Here is a 21,551-nt window from a genome sequence, read left to right as displayed (position 1 = left end):
CCAGGGAACCCTTTCAGAATGAACACTCATTTCCCCTCGAAACGATTCGGACTCCTGATCGCCGCCACTCTCCTGCTCGCCGGCGGCTGTGCCACCGTGCCGGAACCGCTGGAAGGTTCCTTCGCTCAAATCACCCCGGAACAGGCGGCCGATCAACACGTGGGCGACCAGGTACGCTGGGGCGGTCGCATTGTCGATACCCGCCCGGGCAGCGAATCCACCTGCATCGAAATCCTCGACCAGCCGCTCGATCGTTACGCCCGGCCCATGGCCAGCGATCAGGCCGAGGGGCGCTTCCTGGCCTGCCGCCAGGGCTTCGAGGATCCCGCCATCTTCGAGAGCGGTCGCGATATCACCGTCATTGGCAGGCTGACCGGCTTCGTCGAGGGCCGGATCGGTGAGTTCACTTATGTCTACCCGCGGGTTGCAGCCGACACGCTCTTCCTCTGGGCCGATCGGCCCCACGACTTGCTCTATCGCGATCCGCGCTGGTATCACGACCCATGGGGTCCTTATCTGCACTATCCCTGGTACTACGGCCCCCGGCTGCGCTTCTCGAGCCACATCGTGATCCACCGATAGACAACGCAGCGCACTGTTTTTTGATACAGTCAGGCGATGCAGTTGACGGCCCGGCAACAGGAGATTCTCGACTTCATTCGTGCGCGAATGCGCGATGAAGGCCTGCCGCCGACGCGCGCTGAAATCGTCGAGCACTTCGGTTTTGCCTCGCCCAACGCGGCCCAATGCCACTTGCGCGCGCTGGCCGCACATGGCGCGATCGAACTGCGCGCCGGCACCGCCCGCGGCATCGTGCTGCCTGAAGGCCCTGAAAACCTGTCGGGCGACGATTCGCGCAGCCTGAGCGTGCCCCTGATCGGCCGTGTGGCCGCCGGCACGCCGTTGCTGGCGATAGTCAACCAGGAAGACGAAGTCCGCCTCGATGCTGCCCTTTTCAGGCCGCGTCCCGATTACGCGTTGCGCGTCAGTGGCGACAGCATGACCGGCGCCGGAATCGAGCACGGCGATCTACTGCTCGTGCACAGTACCCCCGACGCCCGCCCGGGACAGATCGTGGTGGCCCGCATCGACGATGAAGTCACCGTCAAACGCTATCGGCGGCGCGGCGGGAACATCGTTCTCGCAAGTGAGAATCCGGGCTACCCCGACATCCAGGTCTCCAGCACGCGAGCATTCGCCATCGAGGGTCTGGCCGTCGGCAGCTTGCGCAGCTTCTAAGCCTGCGCACCGCATTCGGCGCTCGCGTAGAATGCCTATCCGATAGTCCAAACACCGCAGCAAAGTGAGGCTCTTACAAATGATCCGGATCATTCTGGCGGCAATCGCGGCCGCATTCCTTGTTTCACCGGCAAGCGCCAAACCCATTCCGGCCGAAGCACTGGCCAAGGTTCCCAACATCCAGTCGGTCTCGATGAGTGTCGACGGCGAGCAACTCGTCGCCATCGTCGCACTGCCGGGCTCCGACAACCGGGAAACGGCCCTGGCCACCTGGGATCTCGACAATATGGATGAAGGCCCGCAGATCACGCCCAGCGGCGACCGCATGAAATTCATCGCCGCCAGTGCTCTCAAGTCCGATCGCCTGCTGGTCATCGGCCGCCAGGAGTGGACCGGGCGACTGGGAGGCTGCGGCGAGGGCAATTTCTCGGGCGCCACCCGCACCTTCGTCAGCAAGGCCTATCTCACCGACGTCGAGCACAGTGAATTCGAGGAAGCCTTCGCCAGCAACGTCCGCAGGCTCGGCGTGAGCCAGGCGACCCAGCGCTGTCTCGAAATCGGCGGCGAAGCCTCTCTGGTGAGCACCCTGCCGCTGGACCCGCACAAGGTCATCATTCGGCAGATCAACGGACTTGCCCTGCAGGGCAACTTCTACCGCTACGACCTGCGCACTGGCGATACCGAGCTGCTGGTCCGCTCGAACGCAGGCAGTACCCCCGGCCTTTTTCATCCCCGGACCGGTGAAGTGCTCACCCGCACGGAGATCGAGGGCGACAGCAAAGGCTACACGCAGCGCATCCTGATCCTCAACCAGGAATCGGGCGAGTTCGAACGACATGACAAGCTCTCGACCGATCTGGCCAATCGACATTCCGTCGATATCGTCGGTATCGACGAGGCCTCCGGCAAGTACTACGTGCTGACCGACCTCTTTTCCGATCAGGTCCAGGCCTGGATGTACGATCCGGCCAAGCGTGAATTCGATCAAGAACCCCTGCTCAGCCATGGTGAATACTCCATCAGCGGCCTGGTATTCGGCAATCAGCCCAGCAATTTCAACCAGGTCATCGGCTTCCGACTGGCCGGCCCCTCGGTCCAGACGCAATATGTCCATCCGGATTTCCGCGCCATCCACCAGGGGCTCAAGCAAGCCTTTCCCGAGCAGAACATCTCCATCAACGGCTACAACGATGACCTGTCGACCGTGCTGTTCACGACATCCAGCCACAAGCACCCGCCCGCCTACCATCTGCTGCACGACCGCCAGCAGGTGCAGTCGCTGGGCAGCCAACGGCCCTGGTTCGACTCCGATGAAGTCGGTGAACAGCGCTGGGTCACCTACGAGGCTCGCGACGGCATGGAAATTCCGGGCATCCTGGACCTGCCCGTCGACTGGGAGGAAGGCGACGATCCCCTGCCGACCGTCATTCATCCACACGGCGGCCCCTGGGCGCGCGACTTTACCGGCTGGGACGGTTCGGGCTGGGTCCCCTTTCTGACCTCGCGCGGATTTGCGGTCCTGCGTCCGCAGTACCGCGGTTCGGCCGGACTCGGACGGGAGCTGTGGCTGGCCGGTGACCGGGAGTGGGGCCAGGCCATGCAGGACGACAAGGACGACGGCGCCCAGTGGCTTGTGGAGCAGGGCATTGCCGATCCGGACCGCCTGGTCATTTTCGGCTATTCCTACGGTGGCTTCGCCGCCGTGGCAGCCACCGTGCGCGAAGACAGCCCCTATCAATGCGCCATTGCAGGAGCCCCGGTTTCCGATCTCGGCCGGCTGGGCACGACCTGGAGTGAAAACAGGCTGCAGCGCATCCTTCAGGGCCAGACTGTTACCGGCATGGACCCCATGCGCAATACGGAGAAGGCCAACATCCCGATCCTGCTCTATGTCGGCGATCGCGATGTGCGCACACCCGCATTTCACGCCGAGAACTTCTACAAGGCGGTCCAGGAGCACGTCCCGGCTCGCTTCAAGCTGATCGATGACATGCCGCACAGCATGCCCTGGTACCCGCGTCATCAGACCGAGACGCTGGAACTGATCGAGAACTTTCTCAACTCTGTCTGCCTGGCCGACTGAGCACACGCTCCCGCGGGCCCGGCACCGCCGGCGCCCGCGCCCTTCCCGGCAACAAAGACCACCCGCTCTGCCACGGCAGAGCGGTTTTTTTGCTCCCATGCCATCTCTTGCCAACCGGATATTTGCGAGATCCCGGCTCAGGGCCGGGATGACCCCGCTTGTCGTACCAAAGGGGACGTATGAAACCTGCCATCCTGGAAAGTGCGTGTTGAACGGGGCACACCAAACCTGTCATCCCGGAAAGCGTGTTCAGAAATGGGGCGCACCAGACGTGTCATCCCGGAAAGCGCGAAGCGCTTATCCGGGATCTCGCACCCTTCTGCTCAAATAGTGGCCTGCTGTGCCTGAAATGCATCCATATCGATACACAGGGCGGTCGGTGGAGTCAATGCCACGACCTCACCGACGAGCCCTGCATCACCGTGGTCCGGGCGATCCACGAAACCACTCACCCGAGCCCCGCAGCGGTGCCTGGTACCGAAGTAAGGTCTTTACCCATCACGCCAGCTGACCACTGACCACCGCTACTGCATGGCAGGGCCTGAGAAAGGCTGGGTGAAACGCTTGGGGCGTGAATCAGAGGCACGGGGCCTCGACGCGACGCTGCGATCCTGAGGGGACCGGACCGAGTCACGGTGTCTTGGCAAGGCGGGAATACGAGACAAAAAAAGGGCGGCGCAGTGCGCCGCCCTGAAGAGTCTGATTGATCTTTCTATCAGAACAGGAAGTTGATGCGAGCGTAAGCGGTGCGTCCACGCAAATCGTACTGGGTGGCCGACAGCGGAATCTCACCGCGACGTGCTGCCACACCACTGGAGATGCGCGGGGGGTTCTGGTCGAACATGTTGCGCACACCGAGCAGGAACGTCCAGCGGGGCTGCTCGTAGAAGACCGAGACACCGTGATACCAGGCACTGTCGGCTTCGATTGTGCGCTGTGCACCTTCGAATCCGAAGTAGGTGAAGGTTTCGTTGACACCCAGCGACTCGTTCGAGGTCTCACGCACGTAGTCGGTGAACCAGGTATAGGTCAGATCACCGCTGCTGAAGGCCACACGGGAGTTACCGACCAGTTTCGGTCGTCCGATCGTACCTACACGCTCGACCGTTTCGAAACCGTCGGCTACACCCGGATCGAACAGCTGCTGCACGTCCTCCAGGACCCAGGTGGCATTGACTTCGGCCACCAGGTCGCCGGTCGCGAACGCGTGGTCAAAGCGCACGGTGGTGTCCACACCCTTGGTGAACTGGCGGTTCACGTTGATGTAGGAGTCACGCACTTCGGTAATGGCAAACGGACGGTCCGGATGGTCACCCGGGTTGCGGTCGAACAGGTTGCAGAAGTTGTTCGGGAAGACCGGAGCGCCGTAGCAGCCGCCGACGATCGAACCGCCACCGAGCTGACTGACCTGATCGTTGACTTCGATCTCGAAGTAATCGACCGCCAGGCTGAAGTCCACGAAAGTCGGCGTCAGGATAAAGCCGAGGGTTTCAGCCGAAGAGGTTTCCGGCTCGAGAACACCGAGGCCGCCACCACTGACAATCGTGGCCGAGATCGGATCACCCGGGAAGTCCGACGGTATACCTACGGCGGCACAGTTCCTGCGGATGTTCTCGTTTGAACTGTCACCCCACTCGATGCAGGGATCGATGGCCAGCTGACCCGCAAAGGCCGTCTGGTCGGCCAGGAACAGCTCGAACAGGGCCGGCGAACGGTAAGACGTACCCTTCGAGCCGCGCAAACGCAGGGACGGGGTCATCTGCCAGTTCAGGCCCGCCTTCCATACCACGTCGGTGCCCGAGGAATCGTAATCGAAGCTCCGGACCGAACCGTTGAAGGTCAGCTCTTCAAAGAAGGGTCGACCGGCAAGGATCGGAACCTCGATTTCGCCGAAGATTTCCTTCACGGTGTCATCGCCCTTGGTTCGACCGGCGGAGCTTTCGCCCCACAGATCGCCGTCCAGCGTAAGCTGACTGGGCTGGTCATCGATACTGAAGGTGCGGTACTCGACACCGAGGGCTGCACCAACAGGGCCAGCCGGAACATCGAACAGATCACCGGTGATGATGCCGTTCAATACGAACTGGTCGTAGATGGTGTTGCCAGTGTGGTTAGCGCCAACGGCATCAATCAGCTGGTCCATGCAATCGCCGCTGAGGAAGCAGGGATCGAAGTAATTGACGTCCGGACCATCCGGGTCGAACTGGATGTCGCCGGAACGCGACGCGACGATGGAGTTGCGCGTGTAGTCGCCATCCGAGTAGGAGTACGAGGTATCAAGCGACCAGGTCCAGTTGTTGCCGAAGTTCAGATCACCCTGCAATCCGGTCGCGAAATAGTAGAAATCGACCTGGACATCCGTGTTGGACGGGTACGGCATGACCGGCAGGGCAATCCCCGACGGCACGGGTGAAAAGAACGTATCGTTGCCCGGATACTGGAACGACGGAATCAGCGCCGTGGTACCGCCGGTCAGCGGGAAGAACTGACGCCAGCCGCGGGCTTCGGTTTCACGCCGCGTGGCCAGCCACTCGGTGTTCCACTCGACTCCACCCAGGAAATCCAGGTCAAAGTTGGAGGAAGCATAGAAGCTGCTGCGCTCCTGTCGGTTGATGGCCGTGGCCGAACCAGTGAACGGGAAGTTCAGCCAGTCTTCGTAGAAGGCATGCGGGCTGTTGGCAAAGGTGCCGTTCTGGCGCGGACGATAGCCCGGCATCAAACCGATGGTCACTCCATCCGGTGACGGAATGTAACGATCACCGAAGACCGCATCGATGGCGGTATTGGCATACAGGTTGGGGCAGTTGGCCAGTTCGGTCCCCTGCAGGGTCGAACGGTCGCGGCGATCGAGCCAACGGCCTTCGCCGTCGGTGATGCGATCACGGCCGCAGCGCAGGAAGTCGCGCTCACCAACCGTCAGGGATTCACGCAGCTGATATTCGCCGGCAAATACAATGCTGCCGGAATCGAAATTCAAGCCATACGCGCCCGAGACATCGTAGGTTTCGCCGCCACCCTCGAGCGGAACGGCCGCGCGAACGCTGAGTTCGGGGCTGTCCACCGAACGGCGGGTAATCACGTTGACGACACCGGCCACGGCATCGGAACCGTAAATCGAGGACGCGCCATCCTTGAGAATTTCCGCGCGCTGAATGATCGACGACGGAATCACGTTCAGGTCAAATGCGCCGACCTGGCCACGGGTACCGGCCGCACCGGGGCGACGGTTATTCAGAACCACAAGCGTACGCTGGGCGCCGAGACCGCGAAGCGACAGGGTGTTCACGCCCGTGCCGCCCTCGACCACAAAGCCGGCAAACTGGTTGTTGAGCTGAGTCGAGCCGGCAGCGACACTGGAGCTCTGCAGGAATTCGGCGGTATCGACCTGACCCATCTGCACCTGCGTGTCGGCCGTAATGACCTGAATCGGCGAGGCGGAGGTGAATTCGTCGCGGCGAATCAGCGAGCCGGTAACGGTCACTCGCTCCAGCTCATCGACTTGCTCTTCCTGTTCTTCCGCAGCGGTTTCCTCGTCGGCATCCTGGTCCTGCGCCCAGACCGGGGCGACAGCCAGACCCGCAGATGCCAGCAAGGCCAGCCAGGTGGCCGTCACCAGCTTCTTACGCTTGAGTAAAGACATCATTTAACCCTCTTGTTACGAAAACGTTACGCGATTATAGCTTCCACCCCTTGGGGGAACAAGCGCAACCGGGAAGACTTAGCATTTTTTTTACTAAGCTGGCGAAACCTTATCAGGACCGTTCGCGCTCGACAAGCGAAAATTCATCCCGATCAGAGAGGAATGGCAGGCGCTGGCGCAGCTCACGCAGCCGCGTCCCATCGAGCGATGTGCGCCCGCAGCTCTCGGCATACCCCAGTTCGAGCAGGCGCGAGCCGTCCGGCCCCCGCACCACGCTGTCACCCTGGTAGTCGAGACCATTGCCGTCACGCCCGCAGCAATTGAGGCCGATGACATAGGCCTGGTTCTCGATCGCCCGGGCCTTGAGCAGGCTGCGCCAATGCTCGGCACGCGGCGCCGGCCAGTTGGCCACAAACAGCTGGACGTCGAAATCGCGGTCATTGCGACACCAGACCGGAAAGCGCAGGTCGTAGCAGATCTGCAAATCGATGCGCCAGCCACGCCATTCGGCCACGACCGGGCCCTTGCCCGCGGTATAACGCTGATCCTCGCCGCCGTAGGTGAAGCGGTGGGACTTGTCGTAAAGGAACGGTTCGGCGTCGGGCGGCATGAATACCAGGCGGTTGAATCGCCTGCCCTCGCCATCGGCAATGACCAGGGAGCCGGCCACTGCCGCTTGGCGCGCCCGGGCCTGCTCACGCATCCAGGCAACGCTCGGGCCGTCCATGGTCTCGGCCTCGAGGCCTTCATCGCCGAGAAATCCGGTGGTGAAGGTCTCGGGCAGGACGTAGAGATCACAGCCCGGCTGGCTGTCCATCATCGCCGCCAGGCGGCGGCGATTGGTTTCCGGGTCCTGCCAGGCCAGGTCGGCCTGGAGCAGGCCGACCTCGAGGCTTTGGGCAACGGGCGTTGCCATGGCCGATCAGGCCTTCCGGATGGCCTCAACCAGGGCGTCGGCGAAGCCCGAGGTCTTGACCTCGGTGGCATCGTCGCGCTGGCGGGCGAAGTCATAAGTGACCGTACCGCCGACAACCACCTTCTCGAAAGCTTCCTCGATCAGGCGGCCGACTTCCGGCCAGCCGATATAGTCGAACATCATCACGCCGGAGAACAGCAGCGAGGACGGGTTGACCTTGTCCTGGCCGGCGTACTTCGGCGCGGTGCCGTGAGTGGCTTCGAACACCGCCACGTGGTCGGCCATGTTGGCGCCCGGTGCGATGCCGATGCCGCCGACCGAAGCGGCGGCCGCATCGGAGAGGTAGTCGCCGTTGAGGTTCATGGTCGCCAGCACATCGAACTCGCCCGGACGCAGCTGCAGCAACTGGAACATGATGTCGGCGATGCGGTCCTTGATGACGATCTTGCCCTCGGGGCGCTTGCCGTCGTGCTTGTCCCACAGCTCGTCCTCGGTGATCGTCACCTCCCCGAACTCTTCGGCAGCCAGCTCGTAGCCCCACTTGCGGAAGGCGCCCTCCGTGAACTTCATGATATTGCCCTTGTGCACCAGGGTCACGGACTCGCGCTCGTTCTCGATCGCGTACTCGATCGCCTTGCGCACCAGGCGCTTGGTGCCGTACTCGGAAATCGGCTTGACGCCCAGGCCGGCGCCCTCGAAGAACTTCGCGCCCATTTCCTCGCGCAGGAACTTGGCCAGCTTTTCGTTCTCGGCCGTGCCCGACTCGAATTCGATACCGGAATAGACGTCCTCGGTATTCTCGCGGAAGATCACCACATCGAAGTCTTCGGGCTTTTTCATCGGCGAGGGCACGCCCTGGTAGTACTTGACCGGTCGCACGCAGGCATAGAGGTCGAGGGTCTGGCGCAGGGACACGTTGAGCGAACGAAAGCCCTCGCCCACCGGGGTCGTCAGCGGACCCTTGATGGCCACCGTCAGGTCCTTGATGGCTTCAAGTGTCTCGTCGGGGAAGTAATCACCGTCGTAGATGCCCGCCGCCTTCTCGCCCAGGTAGAGCTCAGCCCAGTGCACCTTGCGCTTGCCGCCGTAGGCCTTCTCGACCGCGGCATCCCAGACCTTCAGACAGGCCGGCGTGATATCGACACCGATGCCGTCGCCTTCGATGTAGCCCAGCACCGGCTCATCGGCGACGACCAGTTTGCCGTCTTCGACGCGAATCTTCTCGCCCGAATCGGGCATTGAGACGTGCTTGAAACCCATTTTTCGTCCTCTTAACGCGAAAGCGACTAGTTTACCATCGCTGAACGTTCAGACACTGCCGGACATGGGATCGAACGGGGACAGAAGGAGCTTGTGGCCGGCCGCCGGCGTTCTGACTTTATCGGTACTGCTGCACCTGTCGCTGCTGCTCTTGCCGCTACCCGGCCCCGACCTCGATGAAACCCCAACCGAAGCCCCCACCCTGCGCGTAGATCTCACTGCCCGGCCGCCCTCGCCTCCCGCGACAGAACCGGACCCCCCGGCCCCGGAGCCGGACGAGCCCGATCAGGCCGTCGCGGAGGAAATGGCGTCAGCGGACGAGGCGCCGGAAGTACCGGCGACCGATTCGCCACCGCCCGAACACGCCGATACCACGGCCTCACCGAATCCCCGGGCAATCCGGGGACAGTTGCTGGCCGTTGCCCGCAAAATGGGTCGTGAAAGCGAAGCAACCGACGATAGCGGGGACCTTGAATTCGGAAGCGTGCCCGAACTGCCCTCCCAGCCGGGCTGGCTCAATCAGTACACCGGCCGGGTGACGCCATCGCTTGACCGCTGGCAGGGCAATGACGGCAGCCACAATGCGCGTGTCGTCACGGCCAGCGGCCAGGTCGTCTGCGTACGGACCCGCGCGCCCACCAGCGCAGAAATTTTCAACCCGTGGATGTCCGTGGCCGTACCGATGGCAAGTTCCTGCGGAAGGGAAAGGCCCCGGCCGGTGGATCGGTCGGATCCCTGGCGCCGCAACCCCCCGACTCAGGCCGACTGAAGCGCCGAACGGCAGCTTGCCAGCAACTCCTGCTCGGTGGCCAGCACCAGGTTGGCGGCATCGCCAAGCGGGATGTAGCAGTCGGCCCCGGTCAGGCGCCGGACCGGTCGATTATGCATCCCGGCCTCGACCAGCGCGGTGACCACCGCCTCGCCGATGCCGCCATCGGGACGGCCCTCGTCGAACACCACCACCGAGCGACATTGACCGGCGTGCTGCGCGATCGCCTCTATATCGAGCGGCTTGAGCCAGCGCAGGTCGAGTACGCGAACGGCAACGCCGGCCGACTCCTCCAGTTCGCGCGCGCATCGCAGCGCCATGGGCACCCCGTTACCGAAGGTCACGACCAGCAGGTCGGTGGCCGACTCGTTGTACACACGCGCTGCGAAGGGTCGCAGAAACTCGCCGGGCGCCGGGTAGGGAAAGCTCCACTGACCGTCATCCTTCCGGTACAGGTCCTTGGTCATGTACAGCGCAATCGGCTCGAGAAAGGCCGAGACCCGCCCATCGACCCTGGCAAGAGCGGTCAGGGTCCGTAGCATCAGCACGGCGTCGTCGCCGCGCGACGGGCAGCCGATGATCAGGCCGGGGATATCGCGCAGTGCAGCCATCGAGTTGTCGTTGTGGAAATGCCCGCCGAAACCCTTCTGGTAGCCCAGGCTGGCGATGCGCATCACCATCGGATTGCGAAACTGCCCGTTGGAGAAATACTGCAGTGAACAGGCTTCGCCGCGAATCTGGTCGCAGGCATTGTGGAAATAGGCCAGGTACTGGATCTCGGGAATCGGCAGGTAACCCATGGTGCCGTAGCCCTGGGCCAGGCCCAGGATGGTGGTCTCGTCGAGCAGGGTGTTGAACACCCGGCGCGGCCCAAAACGCCAGGCCAGGCCCTTGGTGACGGTATAGACCCCACCCTTGCGCGCCACGTCCTCGCCAAAGACCAGCGCCTCGGGATACTTGATCATCAGGTCGGTCAATGCCCGGTTGATCTGCACCGCCAGGTGCTTGGCCGGCTGGTGTTCGGGCAGCAGGCGCTCGTTGCCGAAAATGCGTTTGCGCGCATCCAGTGAGGGCATGCGACGGGCTTCCTCGGCGACCGCGTCGGGCGTCAGCGGTGCCAGCGGTCGCATCACTTCCTCGCGCGTCGTGATGCGCCCGGCGCCATCGGCCCGGTCGGCCTCGGCCAGGCAGCGTTCGGCCAGCGTCCGGTAGCGCTCGCGAATCTGGACCGGCGTCATCAGCCCGCGGCCGATGACCGCCTCGGCCGAAAGCTTGAGCGGATCCCTGGCTTCGACCGCTTCCAGCTCGTGACTGGGCCGATACTCGATCTCGAAATCGGTGCCGGCATGGCCCATCAGGCGCGTGGTCTTCAGGTGCAGGAAGGTCGGCCGGCGACGACGGCGGCAGGCATCAACCGCCCGGGCGACCGCGTCGTGGGCTTCGACCAGGTCCAGGCCATTGGCGTAGTGGTAATCGATACCGTGGCGAGCACGCATGCTGTCGGCCACCCAATTGGTCGGCGTCGGCACCGATATGCCGATGTCGTTGTCTTCGCAGACCATCAGGATCGGCACCGGCAGGCTCTGGTGGCGCGACCAGGCACAGGCGTTGATGGCCGACTGCGCCGCGGCATGGTTGAGACTGGCGTCGCCGAAACTGCACACCACGATGGCATCGTCAGGCACCGGAAGATCGTGCTGCCCGCCAGAGCCGTTGGCGATCGCCAGCGCGGTGCCGACCGCCTTGGGCAGGTGGCTGGCGATGGTCGAGGTCTGCGGCAACACCCACAGGTCACGCCGGCCCCAGACCTTGTGACGACCGCCGGAAGCCACATCGTCACGCGCCGCGGCAAAACTCAGGCAGGTGTCAAGAATGAAGTCCAGGCCCCTCTTCTTGCGGTAGCGTTCGGCCATGAAGGCGCCGGAACGGTAATGCAGAAAGGCCGGGTCGGTCTCCCGGGTCAGCCGGCCGACCAGGGCATTGCCCTCGTGCCCGGACGAGCCGATGGTATAGAAGACCTTGTTCTCCAACCGCTTGATGCGCGCCATCAAGTCGATCTGGCGCGAAGTCATCTGGCTGTCGAACAGCTCGAGCAGATCGGTGTTGGGCATCCCCGGCCGATCGAACACCGGCACGCGCCCGTCCTCGATGGCATCGAGGTGGTCGAGGAAGTTGCGGTCGACGACTTCGGCGCGATTTATTTGACGGGAAGTAGAAGGATTACTGGCCATGCTGCAAAGAGTCTTTAAATTATTGTCCACAGATGAACACAGATAAACACAGATAAAAAAGCAAATCACTCAAAAAACAGAGACAGAGACAGTCGTTCTGGAATTGACAATGAATGCACGACCTCCCCGCGAGACGAACGCCCCCGAGAAGAATTGTTTATTTAAATCTGTGTTCATCTGTGTTCATCTGTGGACAGATTGTTTTTTCAAAACGCGCTATGGCCGGTCAGTTCGCGCCCCACGGCCAGCTGGTGAATGGTCTCGGTGCCCTCGTAGGTAATCACCGATTCCAGGTTGAGGGCATGACGGATGGCCGCGTACTCCAGGGTAATCCCCGCCCCGCCGAGCAGGTCGCGGCAATCGCGTGCGATGTCGATTGCCATGCGCACATTGTTCCACTTGGCCAGCGAAATCTGTGTCGGATGAATACGCCCGGCATCCTTGAGCTTGCCCAGGCGCCAGGACAGCAGCTGGGCCGAGGTGATGCGCCTTGCCATGTCGGCCATGCGGATCTGCGCGCTCTGGGTGGCGGCGACCGGACGCCCGAACAGCTCGCGTTCCTGGCTGTAGTCGAGCACTTCGCGCAGGCAGGCGACGGCCGAACCGATCGGCCCCCAGGTAATGCCATAGCGCGCCTGGCTCAGGCACGACAGCGGCCCTTTCAGGCCGGTCACACCGGGCAGGCGATTGGCATCGGGCACGCGCACATTGTCGAAGTACAGCTCGGAAGTGACCGAGGCCCTGAGCGACATCTTGGCGTGAATATCGCGCGCGGCGTAGCCGTCAAAGTCCTTTTCGACGATAAAGCCCTGCACACCGTCGTCGGTCATCGCCCAGACGATGGCGATATCGGCAACCGTGCCGTTGGTGATCCACATCTTGGCGCCGTTGAGCACCCAGTCATCACCGTCGCGTTTCGCCCGGGTCTTCATGTTGGCCGGGTCGGAACCGCCGTGCGGCTCGGTCAGGCCGAAGCAGCCGATGACCTCGCCAGCCGCCATCTTCGGCAGCCAGTGCTCCTTTTGCTCCTCCGAGCCGAAGGCATGGATGGGATACATGCACAGCGAGGACTGCACCGACACGAAACTGCGCAGGCCGGAATCGCCGCGCTCGAGCTCCTGGCAGATGAGTCCGTAGCTGACTGCATTGAGACCGGCACAGCCGTAGCCTTCCAGACTGGAGCCCAGCAGCCCCATGTCGGCGATTTCGGGAATCAGCTCCGAGGGAAAACGCCCTTCCTCGAAACACTTCGGAATCAACGGCAGGGCCTTTTCATCGACGAACCGCGCCACGGAGTCGCGGATCATCCGCTCTTCATCGGTCAGCAGGTCGTTGATTTCGTACAGATCGAGGGGATCGAGTGAGCGCATTTGATGTCAATATCGGGTAGAGTTGAGAGACAGGCGCATTGTACGTGATCGGACCGGGAAGGACGTCATGTCCGGACGGGCCGAGAGCCCCAAGAGCCTTTCGACACGGAGGTGGACCATGAAACATCGCATCGCCATTGTGACCGGCATCGTCCTGGTCGCCGTCTTCCAGTTTGCCCTTGCTGCAAATCCGGCGCCCGCCAAGGCGCGGGTACTCGGCTATCCGGCGAATCAGGTTCAAAACCTGTTCCAGATTCAGTTCACGGCCATCGACGGCGAAGATATCGTCCCGCGCAAGCGGCTTAACCTGGACCCCGGCACCTACACACTGACCGCCCGGATTCCGGCCGAATACACCGAGGCGAAAGTCGGACAAAGCAAGCGCAAGTGGACGGAAGACGTCGACTTCGAACTGACGCTCGAGGAAGGGCACATTTACCGCGTCCGCGGCAAGTGGAACCGCAGCGACCTCGAAACGCCTTACGAACTGGTGATCGAAGAAGTTCGCTGATCCGTTCTTTCAGCAACCTGGTCACCGGCCCCTGCCCGGCCGACCGGGCCCGCGGCGGCCAGGTCGGCGCCCCGATGCACGCTCGAAAGTTCCACCCTGGCAAACGGGGTGGGTATAATATGCGATTGATCAATATCTCACTGGCGAAGTTCCATGCTGAAGCGAATCCTTGTCGTTGCCTTCGCGGCAATGCTGAGTCACGGCGCGCTTGCCCAAAGTCAGAATGACGGGGACCCCGAGCGCGGTAGCGAGATTGCCTACACCTGCTTCGGCTGCCATGGCGTGCCCTGGCAGCAGAATGTCTATCCCACCTACCCGGTGCCGAAAATCGGCGGCCAGACCTACGGCTATATCGTCTCGGCCCTGGAAGCCTATCGCGCGGGGGATCGTCAGCATCCCACCATGCAGGCACAGGCCAACACGCTGAATGACCAGGATATTCGCGACATCGCCGCCTATTTCGTCAGCCTGAGCGAAGGAGACGATTCATGAAGTACCTCGCCCCGACTGTCGCCCTGCTCTTCATCCTGATTTCCGGCCAGACGGCCCTGGCGGCCGGCAATCCCAGCCGAGGGCTGGAGAAATCCCAGGCCTGCCAGGCGTGCCACGGCAAGAACGGTAACGAGGCCGTCGATCAGAACACCCCGATCCTCGCCGGCCAGCACGCCGGCTACCTCGAGTACGCCCTCAAGGCCTATCGCTCCGGCGATCGCCAGAATGCCCTGATGAACGGCTTCGCCGGGGATCTGAGCGATCAGGACATCGCCGACCTGGCAGCCTGGTATTCCCGGCAAGAGGGGTTGGTTACGCCGGTGATTGGCAATAAATAGCCCGCCTGCTTTGCAGGAGCTGGATTGGCTGACGCCACGGGTCGCTGTGCGAGCCTCGACAAGTCAACTTCTGTTTCGCCCGGCTTGCTTCGCAAGCTCTTTGGGCGAGGTACTTTTGTCGCTTGCAACAAAAGTACCCAAAAGTGCGCTTAAAAGACGCGGTTGTTCCGCAGGACCAGAAGTCTCCAGGGCTTAACGGAGATACCGCTCTTGCCGTCGCTAGTGCTCGGTCGTGAAACAGGGCGTTTTCGATAACGCCTGGGCGTAGCCCGCACCCAGACAGCACGACCTCGATCGGGGTCGGCTTCGATTAAGGATGGGACAGACCTCCAGGGCAGGACGTCACTCGAAGTCGTTGTGCCAGACGCGGGCCGCTGCATGCGTCATCGCAAGCCAGCATGTTCCTCAGCCGGGCCCAAGCGAAGCCCCAGCCGTAGTCTGTGAAGCCGCTCCGCGGCGAGATTTTCGAGGCGTAACCGCCTGCTTTTAAGCGCGTTTTTTGGCTACTTTTTTCGCGCGGGAAAAAAGTTGCCCGCCATCAGCCTGCGAAGCAGGCGGGCGGAACCGCTTTTGACTTGTCGAGGCCCGCACAGCGACCGGTGGCGTCAGCCAATCCAGCGCCAGCGACCACCCCAGCGCCAGCACCAAAAAACTCAATAGTAGGGATTGTCGCCACTGGCATGATCAGTGGCATCCACCACCTCCCGCACCTCAGGCACAGCCTGACGCAACGTCGTCTCGATTCCCTGCTTGAGGGTCACGTCGACCATGCCGCAGCCGTGGCAGCCGCCGCCAAACTGCAGCACGACGTCGTTGCTTTCGGTGACTTTCACCAGGCCGACGCTGCCGCCGTGGGAGGCGACCATGGGGTTGATCTTCGTTTCCAGCACCCAGGCGACTCGTTCTTCCAGCGGCGCATCGTCGGCCGGTGCCCTGCCCTTCAGGCCGGGGGCCCGAATGCACAGTTCACCGCCCATGCGGTTGGTCTCGAAATCGATCATCGCGCCGTCGAGGGTCTCGGCCGATACCTTTTCGACGAACAGATGGAAGGTCTGGCAGTCCACATCCTCATCGCTGTCGGCCTGTTCGCCCGGGCCGCAGTAGGTCAGCTCGACGTCAGCCGAGGGCGTGCCGGGGTTCATGACGCGCAGGCGCAGGTTGGTGCCGTCGGGCTGCTGGCCGAGCAGATCGGAAAAATAGTCGCGTGCGGCAGGGGTTACGGTCAGCATGAAGAAAAATCCGGTTACGGGCGTGTGGTAGAAATGTGCCGGCGCATCAGCCGGCTTTCAACCGCTGCGACAGCCAGGGCAAGCTGTGGTCATAGCGCCAGTCAATGCCCGAATGCGTGCCGTCGAACTCTTCGAAGTGGTGCGCAATGCCGGCATCGTTGAGGGCCCGGTGCATCTGGCGGGTGCCGAACTGGATGAAATACTGGTCGCGGCTGCCGGCGTCGATCCACAGTCCGCTCAGTTCGGCCAGGGCCTCAGCCTCTCTGGCTGCGCGCCGGGCCGGATCGAAAGCCAGCCAACGCTGCCAGACTGCCTCGTCGAGTTGGCAGGTTTCCAGGTCGAACGGCAGGCGCAGCCCAAGAGGCGCCCCGGGTTCGGGCGAGTAGCTGGCCGCCAGGCAAAGTGTCATGAGGGTATGGAAATGACTGCCCGAAGGCCGTTTGGCGCGCCAGAAGGCCCGCACGAACGCTTCGAGATTGCCGTCGAATCCGTCCAGCACGCTGGCTGCAAGCGGGAAATCGCGCAGATAGACGCGATCGAAGCCGGCGTCACCGGCGTGGCTGGCGACGGCCGCCCAGTGCCCCGGATGCGACAGGCTCAGGTGCAGCGCACCGAACCCACCCGAGGACTTGCCGAATACCGCCCGGGCGGCGGGCTCGGGAATGGTTCGAAAGGCACCGTCCACGGCCGGGATCAATTCCTCGATCAAGTAATCGGCGTAAGCGCCCATGGCCGAGGTATTGACGTATTGGTTGCCGCCCAGGCTGGTGTAGCAGTCCGGGAAAACCACGATCACCGGCGGCATGTCGCCGGCGGCAATCAGGCGGTCGAGTCGCTGCGGCAGATTCTCACCGTGGTTGCGCCAGTTGACCTGGCCGGGACCGGCGTTGGTGTAGGCGGCCAGGCACCACAGCACCGGGTAGTGGCGGTCTTCCTGACGATCGTAATCGGCCGGGAGATACACGGGGTGTCTGCGATATGTGGGGTCGCCCAGCGCATTGCCGGCCAGCAGCTTCGAATCGTGCTCGAGAAAGCTGAGGCGCCCCTGATGTTCGACCGGCCCGGGGCGCAGTGAATTCCGGCCGCTTGTGCCCTGCTCACTCATGCCGGAGCCTGCCAGCCTACCCGGTCAATGGAATGACGCGGCGATCGCGACGCGGCACCTTGCCCAACTCGGGCACCAGTTCGAGCAGAATGCTTCTGAGTTCGTTGTTGTCGTAGCGCAGCACGGCCGCCTCGGCGCGTTTGAGCCGGGCGTCGATGCCGTCCAGCCCCTGGCTGGCACCGCGCGACAGGAAAATCTTCTCGTGCGCGGTCTTGGCGTAGGACTCATCCTCGTGGAACAACTCCTCGAACAGTTTTTCTCCCGCCCTCAGGCCGGTATAGACAATCTCGATATCGCGCCCCGGCTCCTTGCCGGCCAGCCGGATAAGCTGCTCGGCCAGGAAGCTGATGCGCACCGGCTCACCCATGTCGAGCACGAACACCTCGCCACCGCGACCGAGCACGCAGGCCTGCAGGATCAGCTGGCCGGCCTCGGCAATGGTCATGAAGTAGCGTGTAATTTCCGGATGGGTGACGGTCACCGGTCCGCCGTTGCGGATCTGCTCGTTGAACAGCGGCACGACCGAACCGGTCGAGTTGAGCACATTACCGAAACGCACGGTGATGAAGCGCGTGTCCGAAATCTGGTTGAGGTGTTGTGCATACAGCTCGGCAATGCGCTTGGTCGCGCCCATGACGTTGCAGGGGTTGACCGCCTTGTCGGTGGAAATCAGGACAAAAGTACCGACCTGGTAGCGCACCGCCGCATCGGCCACGCGCCGAGTACCGACGACGTTGTTGCGGAACGCCTCGCGCACCTGATTCTGCAGCATCGGCAGATGCTTGTAGGCGGCCGCATGGAAGATCACCTCCGGCCGGGCCCGCTTGATCACGGTCTCGACCGTGGCCGAATCGCACACGTCGCCAAGCACGGTCTCGATCACCAGGTCACGGAACTCCGACCGAAGCCGGTAATCGATGCTGTAGAGATTGAATTCGCTGTTGTCGAGCACGACCAGGCCGGCCGGGTCCAGACGGGCGATCTGGCGGCACAGCTCGGCGCCGATTGAACCCCCGCCGCCGGTGACCAGCACGCGCTTGCCGGTCAGTCCGGCGCGGATCGACTCCCAGTCGAGCGACACCGGCTCACGCCCGAGCAAGTCATCGATGGCCACTGGCTTGAGGTCATCGAAACGGGTCAGCGTAGCGCCCAGTTCCTTGATCGTTGGAACAGTCCTGAATTCCAGACCGGCCCGCTCACAGATCTCGACGACGCGCTGCATCTGGGCGTTGGTCGCCGACGGAATGGCAATGGCTGCCATGTCGAGGTCGGCCTCGCGTGCGATACGCGGCAGGCTTTCGATATCGCCCAGAACCGGCGCCCCGTCGATTTCCGCATTGCGGAGTCTGCGATCGTCGTCGAGAAAACCGACCACATCGAAGCCGCCTCGTCGACGAAGCTCCGGCAACAGCAGACGGCCCGAACGGCCGGCGCCAAGGATCACGGTACGCCGGGTATGGCGCCGGCGATGCACTTCCAGACGCATATCCTTGAAGACGCGGTAGGTCAGTCGGGGCACACCCAGGTTGAATAGCAGTAATGCTGGGAAGAGCCAGACCATCAGCACCAGCAATTCCAGCGGCGCTTCGAGAACCAGCAGGACCGCCGCGCAGGAAACCGCGGCAAGAAACGCGGCACGCAGCAGGTTACCCAGATCAGGCAGACTGGCGAAGCGCCACACGCCTCGATAGAGTCCGGCGCGCCAGTGCAGAAAGCCCTGCAGCATGAGGATCAGGTTGACCTCGAGCGCCAGCTGCTGCCACTGGATGCCATTGCCATCGAGCAACCACACCGCAGCCAGCCGGGCCAGTGTCCACGCCAGGGCCACCATGATCAGGTCATGGACGACGACCAGCGCACGCATGTTCAGGATCGCCCCGCGTTTTTCCGGCTGTTCGCTCACACTCATGCCTTGTCGTTATTCGTCGTCGCGGTCCGCTGGACAGCCCACCAGGCGCCCAGTAGTACTGCCGCCAGCCCGAGGGCCAGTGCGGTGTCGAGGTCGGGACGACCGGACGCAACGGCCACCACCGGCAACACCACGAGCACGTTGACCAGCATGTACCCCCCGAGTACCCGACCGTGGCTGAAGCCCAGATCAAGCAAACGCTGGTAGGCGTGCTGCCGGTGCGCAGTATACCACCGCTCCCCGCGGCGAACCCGCGCCACCAGGGTCGCCGTGGCGTCGATCACGAACAACGAGGAGATCATGAAACTGATCCAGACACTGATCGACCCGCTGACCGCGCCGAACACCGCCATTGCGCCGACCAGCGCACCCAGGGCCAGCGAGCCGGAATCGCCCATGAAAATGTGCGCCGGCGGACGGTTCCAGACCAGGAAACCGGCCCAGGCACCGGCAGCAGCCATGGCCAGAAGCGCCAAACCAGGCTGGTCGGCAGCGTGAAACAGGCCGGCGCTGACCAGCCCCGCCCAGACCCCCTGACCAGCCGCCAGCCCGTCGGAACCATCCATGAAATTGTAGAGATTGATCAGCCAGACCACGGCAAGGCCACCGAGCAGGCTCCACAGCCAGACGGCTGAGACGCTGTGGCCGAAAACCGTGATCGACTCGATGCCACCGACCAGCGCCAGAAGCCCGGCCGTCGCCACCACCTGGAGCGCCAGGCGCCAGGCGGGGGACACCGCATGCCGGTCCTCCAGCCAACCAACGGCGGCCATCACCAAAACCAGTGCCATGATCTCCCGTCCGGCCGGATAAAGTTGCGGCCAGAACAGCCAGGTTACGGTCAGGGCGGCGACAACTGCCACGCCACCGCCGCGGGGCGTCGGCGCGGCATGACTGCGCCGCGCCTCCGGCAGGTCGAGCAGCTGCGCGTGCAGCAGCCAACGTCGAATCGGCCAGATCAGCCCGGCCGAAACCAGTGCCGCCAAACCGAACAGCCACCAGCCGGAGCCCTCGGGCATCACTCGCCGAGCACCCCGGTGATGGCTCGCGTGGTATTCCAGCGCCGGCAGCTCGGACACAGCCAGTGCCAGGAACCGCTGCTGAAGCCACAGTGCTGACAGCGGTAGATCGGCTGGCCCTCGAGCAACCGGTGCAGGATGTCCTGGATCAGCTCCGGACCGACCTCGTCGAGACTCACCCCCTGCCGGTAGACCAGGTCGATGAGATAGTCCAGGCCACGCACGGTCGGGCGTTTCGACAAGTGGGTCAGCAGGAATTCCACGGCAGCCTGCGGGTTGGATCCGGCCTTCAGCCGGGCCAGGGCCAGGATGGCAGTCGTCATGGGGCTGCGCTCGACCAGAGCCTCGAGCCACTCCTCGAATTCCTCCATTTGCTCGGCCCGCCGATGGCTCTCCAACAGGGGCTCAAAGGCAAAACTGAGGCAATCCGGGTCGAGTTCGCAGGCCTGGCGGAAAAGCTCCGAGGCATCTTCCCACTCGCCGTCGAGCGCAGCGATTTCACCCTGGATCAGGCGCGCCCGGGCGCTTTCGGGATCGTAGCGGCGCGCCTGGCGCAGCGCCTGCCGGGCTGGTTCGACCTCGTCCTGGTCCAGGTGCCGGCGGGCCACCTCACAGTAGAAATTCGCAATCAGGTCGGAAGCGCTCTCACCGTCGACCCGGCGCAGGCGGCGCGCCTGCGCGATCGCCTTTTCCCAGTCCTTTTCCTGCTGATAGATGTCGAGCAACTGGCGAACGGGCCGGGCATGCGAATCGTCATGATCGAGCAGATCGGAGAACAGATACTCGGCACGGTCGAGCAGGCCCGCCTGCATGTAGTCCTCGCCCAGCTCCATCAGCGCCTGCGAGCGTTGCTCGTCGGTCAGGCCCGGCCGGGTAATGATGTGCTTGTGGAAGCGAATGGCCTTGTCGATCTCGCCACGGCGACGAAACAGGCTGCCGAGCGCCAGGTGTGTTTCGACCGTGTCGGGATTGACCTCGACCAGCTTGAGGAAGACTTCGATGGCCTTGTCGGGCTGCTCGTTGAGCAGGAAGTTCAGGCCACGGAAATAGTTGCTGGAGAACGCATGATTCTTCTTGCGGCTGAGCCGCGCGCTCTGACGACGCGCCAGGTACCAACCGCTGGCGGCGGCCAGGGGCAGAAGCAGGAACAGCAAAACCAGCTCAGGCATTCCGATGGTCTGCCAGGTCGGTCCCCTTGTCTTTTCGTTGACTCCTGCCGCGACGGAAGCGTCCCGGCACAATGAACAGCAACCAGGCCAACAGCAAGCCGAGCAGGATGCCCGCAGCCAGGGCCAACAATACCAGCCCGCCCAGCGGTAGCGTGAACTGGCCGAAGACCAGATCCAGTGCTACCGGCTCGGCATTGAGAACACCGAGGACCAGGCCGGCGACCGCGGCCAGCAGTATGAAAATGATCAGAGTCCAGCGGAACATGCGCCC

At 63.1% G+C, this 21,551-nt stretch carries 18 protein-coding genes; 7 read left to right on the top strand and 11 right to left on the bottom strand.

Annotation, left to right across the window (positions count from 1 at the left end):
* Window positions 1-18: 18 nt before the first annotated feature.
* The 3 genes from G4Y73_RS04955 to G4Y73_RS04945 all read left to right on the top strand — a co-directional run bounded on the left by G4Y73_RS04955 (window position 19) and on the right by G4Y73_RS04945 (window position 3,322).
* Window positions 19-582 carry a Slp family lipoprotein gene (locus G4Y73_RS04955; protein ID WP_164230066.1) on the top strand — a complete coding sequence of 188 codons (564 nt, stop codon included), beginning with the start codon at window positions 19-21 and terminating at the stop codon, window positions 580-582.
* Window positions 583-618: 36 nt separating this feature from the next.
* Window positions 619-1,239 (top strand): transcriptional repressor LexA, encoded by a 621-nt coding sequence (gene lexA, locus G4Y73_RS04950; RefSeq protein ID WP_164230064.1) that lies wholly within the window; start codon window positions 619-621, stop codon window positions 1,237-1,239.
* Window positions 1,240-1,318: 79 nt separating this feature from the next.
* A complete protein-coding gene (locus G4Y73_RS04945) occupies window positions 1,319-3,322 on the top strand; it encodes a prolyl oligopeptidase family serine peptidase (protein WP_164230061.1) in 2,004 nt (667 codons plus the stop codon).
* Between the two features lie 715 nt (window positions 3,323-4,037).
* On the opposite strand, the gene G4Y73_RS04940 is transcribed toward G4Y73_RS04945, so the two are convergent.
* The 3 genes from G4Y73_RS04940 to icd form a co-directional block, all read right to left on the bottom strand.
* Window positions 4,038-6,965: a TonB-dependent receptor gene (locus G4Y73_RS04940; RefSeq protein ID WP_164230058.1), complete on the bottom strand. Its 2,928-nt coding sequence runs from the start codon at window positions 6,963-6,965 to the stop codon at window positions 4,038-4,040.
* 109 nt (window positions 6,966-7,074) lie between these two features.
* The gene (locus tag G4Y73_RS04935) at window positions 7,075-7,878 is read right to left on the bottom strand and encodes a nitrilase-related carbon-nitrogen hydrolase (RefSeq protein WP_164230056.1); all 804 of its coding nucleotides are present in this window, start codon (window positions 7,876-7,878) and stop codon (window positions 7,075-7,077) included.
* Between the two features lie 6 nt (window positions 7,879-7,884).
* Entirely contained in the window at window positions 7,885-9,138 is a 1,254-nt protein-coding gene (gene icd / locus G4Y73_RS04930; protein WP_164230053.1) for an isocitrate dehydrogenase (NADP(+)), read from the bottom strand.
* Between the two features lie 91 nt (window positions 9,139-9,229).
* On the opposite strand from icd, the gene G4Y73_RS04925 reads away from it, so the two are divergent.
* On the top strand, window positions 9,230-9,907 hold the full coding sequence (locus G4Y73_RS04925) for a hypothetical protein (RefSeq protein WP_164230051.1): 678 nt from the start codon (window positions 9,230-9,232) through the stop codon (window positions 9,905-9,907).
* Here G4Y73_RS04925 and G4Y73_RS04920 read toward each other — a convergent pair.
* Together G4Y73_RS04920 and G4Y73_RS04915 are read right to left on the bottom strand one after the other, a co-directional pair.
* Window positions 9,895-12,138, bottom strand: coding sequence for a transketolase C-terminal domain-containing protein (locus G4Y73_RS04920; protein WP_164230048.1), 2,244 nt, complete (start codon window positions 12,136-12,138; stop codon window positions 9,895-9,897). The two genes, G4Y73_RS04925 and G4Y73_RS04920, sit on opposite strands and share 13 nt — an antisense overlap.
* A gap of 206 nt (window positions 12,139-12,344) precedes the next feature.
* The gene (locus G4Y73_RS04915) at window positions 12,345-13,508 is read right to left on the bottom strand and encodes an acyl-CoA dehydrogenase family protein (RefSeq protein WP_164230045.1); all 1,164 of its coding nucleotides are present in this window, start codon (window positions 13,506-13,508) and stop codon (window positions 12,345-12,347) included.
* Between the two features lie 118 nt (window positions 13,509-13,626).
* Here G4Y73_RS04915 and G4Y73_RS04910 point away from each other — a divergent pair, with 118 nt between their 5' ends.
* The 3 genes from G4Y73_RS04910 (at window position 13,627) to G4Y73_RS04900 (ending at window position 14,849) form a co-directional block, all read left to right on the top strand.
* Window positions 13,627-14,019: a hypothetical protein gene (locus G4Y73_RS04910; RefSeq protein ID WP_164230042.1), complete on the top strand. Its 393-nt coding sequence runs from the start codon at window positions 13,627-13,629 to the stop codon at window positions 14,017-14,019.
* 153 nt (window positions 14,020-14,172) lie between these two features.
* On the top strand, window positions 14,173-14,511 hold the full coding sequence (locus tag G4Y73_RS04905; protein ID WP_164230040.1) for a c-type cytochrome: 339 nt from the start codon (window positions 14,173-14,175) through the stop codon (window positions 14,509-14,511).
* Window positions 14,508-14,849, top strand: a complete 342-nt coding sequence (locus tag G4Y73_RS04900) for a cytochrome c (RefSeq protein ID WP_164230038.1) — start codon at window positions 14,508-14,510, stop codon at window positions 14,847-14,849. The genes G4Y73_RS04905 and G4Y73_RS04900 overlap by 4 nt, the downstream gene beginning before the upstream one ends.
* Window positions 14,850-15,502: 653 nt before the next feature.
* Here the strand turns inward: G4Y73_RS04900 and G4Y73_RS04895 are convergent.
* From G4Y73_RS04895 to G4Y73_RS04870, 6 genes are read right to left on the bottom strand one after another with little or no spacing between them, the layout of a single operon-like run.
* Window positions 15,503-16,078 (bottom strand): NifU family protein, encoded by a 576-nt coding sequence (locus tag G4Y73_RS04895; protein WP_164230036.1) that lies wholly within the window; start codon window positions 16,076-16,078, stop codon window positions 15,503-15,505.
* Window positions 16,079-16,124: 46 nt separating this feature from the next.
* On the bottom strand, window positions 16,125-17,183 hold the full coding sequence (locus tag G4Y73_RS04890; protein ID WP_164230034.1) for an alpha/beta hydrolase-fold protein: 1,059 nt from the start codon (window positions 17,181-17,183) through the stop codon (window positions 16,125-16,127).
* A 16-nt stretch (window positions 17,184-17,199) separates the two neighbouring features.
* Window positions 17,200-19,092, bottom strand: a complete 1,893-nt coding sequence (locus G4Y73_RS04885; protein ID WP_164230032.1) for a nucleoside-diphosphate sugar epimerase/dehydratase — start codon at window positions 19,090-19,092, stop codon at window positions 17,200-17,202.
* The gene (locus G4Y73_RS04880) at window positions 19,089-20,111 is read right to left on the bottom strand and encodes a glycosyltransferase family 4 protein (RefSeq protein ID WP_164230030.1); all 1,023 of its coding nucleotides are present in this window, start codon (window positions 20,109-20,111) and stop codon (window positions 19,089-19,091) included. The genes G4Y73_RS04885 and G4Y73_RS04880 overlap by 4 nt, the downstream gene beginning before the upstream one ends.
* Window positions 20,111-21,280 (bottom strand): lipopolysaccharide assembly protein LapB, encoded by a 1,170-nt coding sequence (gene lapB, locus G4Y73_RS04875; RefSeq protein WP_164230028.1) that lies wholly within the window; start codon window positions 21,278-21,280, stop codon window positions 20,111-20,113. Before lapB ends, G4Y73_RS04880 begins: the two co-directional genes overlap by 1 nt.
* Window positions 21,273-21,545 (bottom strand): lipopolysaccharide assembly protein LapA domain-containing protein, encoded by a 273-nt coding sequence (locus G4Y73_RS04870; RefSeq protein ID WP_164230026.1) that lies wholly within the window; start codon window positions 21,543-21,545, stop codon window positions 21,273-21,275. Before G4Y73_RS04870 ends, lapB begins: the two co-directional genes overlap by 8 nt.
* Window positions 21,546-21,551: the final 6 nt, after the last annotated feature.

The sequence above is a fragment of the Wenzhouxiangella sp. XN201 genome (assembly GCF_011008905.1).
Lineage (GTDB): Bacteria > Pseudomonadota > Gammaproteobacteria > Xanthomonadales > Wenzhouxiangellaceae > Wenzhouxiangella.
The sequence above is the reverse complement of the archived record's forward strand: the minus strand, read 5'-3'. Positions and strand labels throughout refer to the sequence as shown.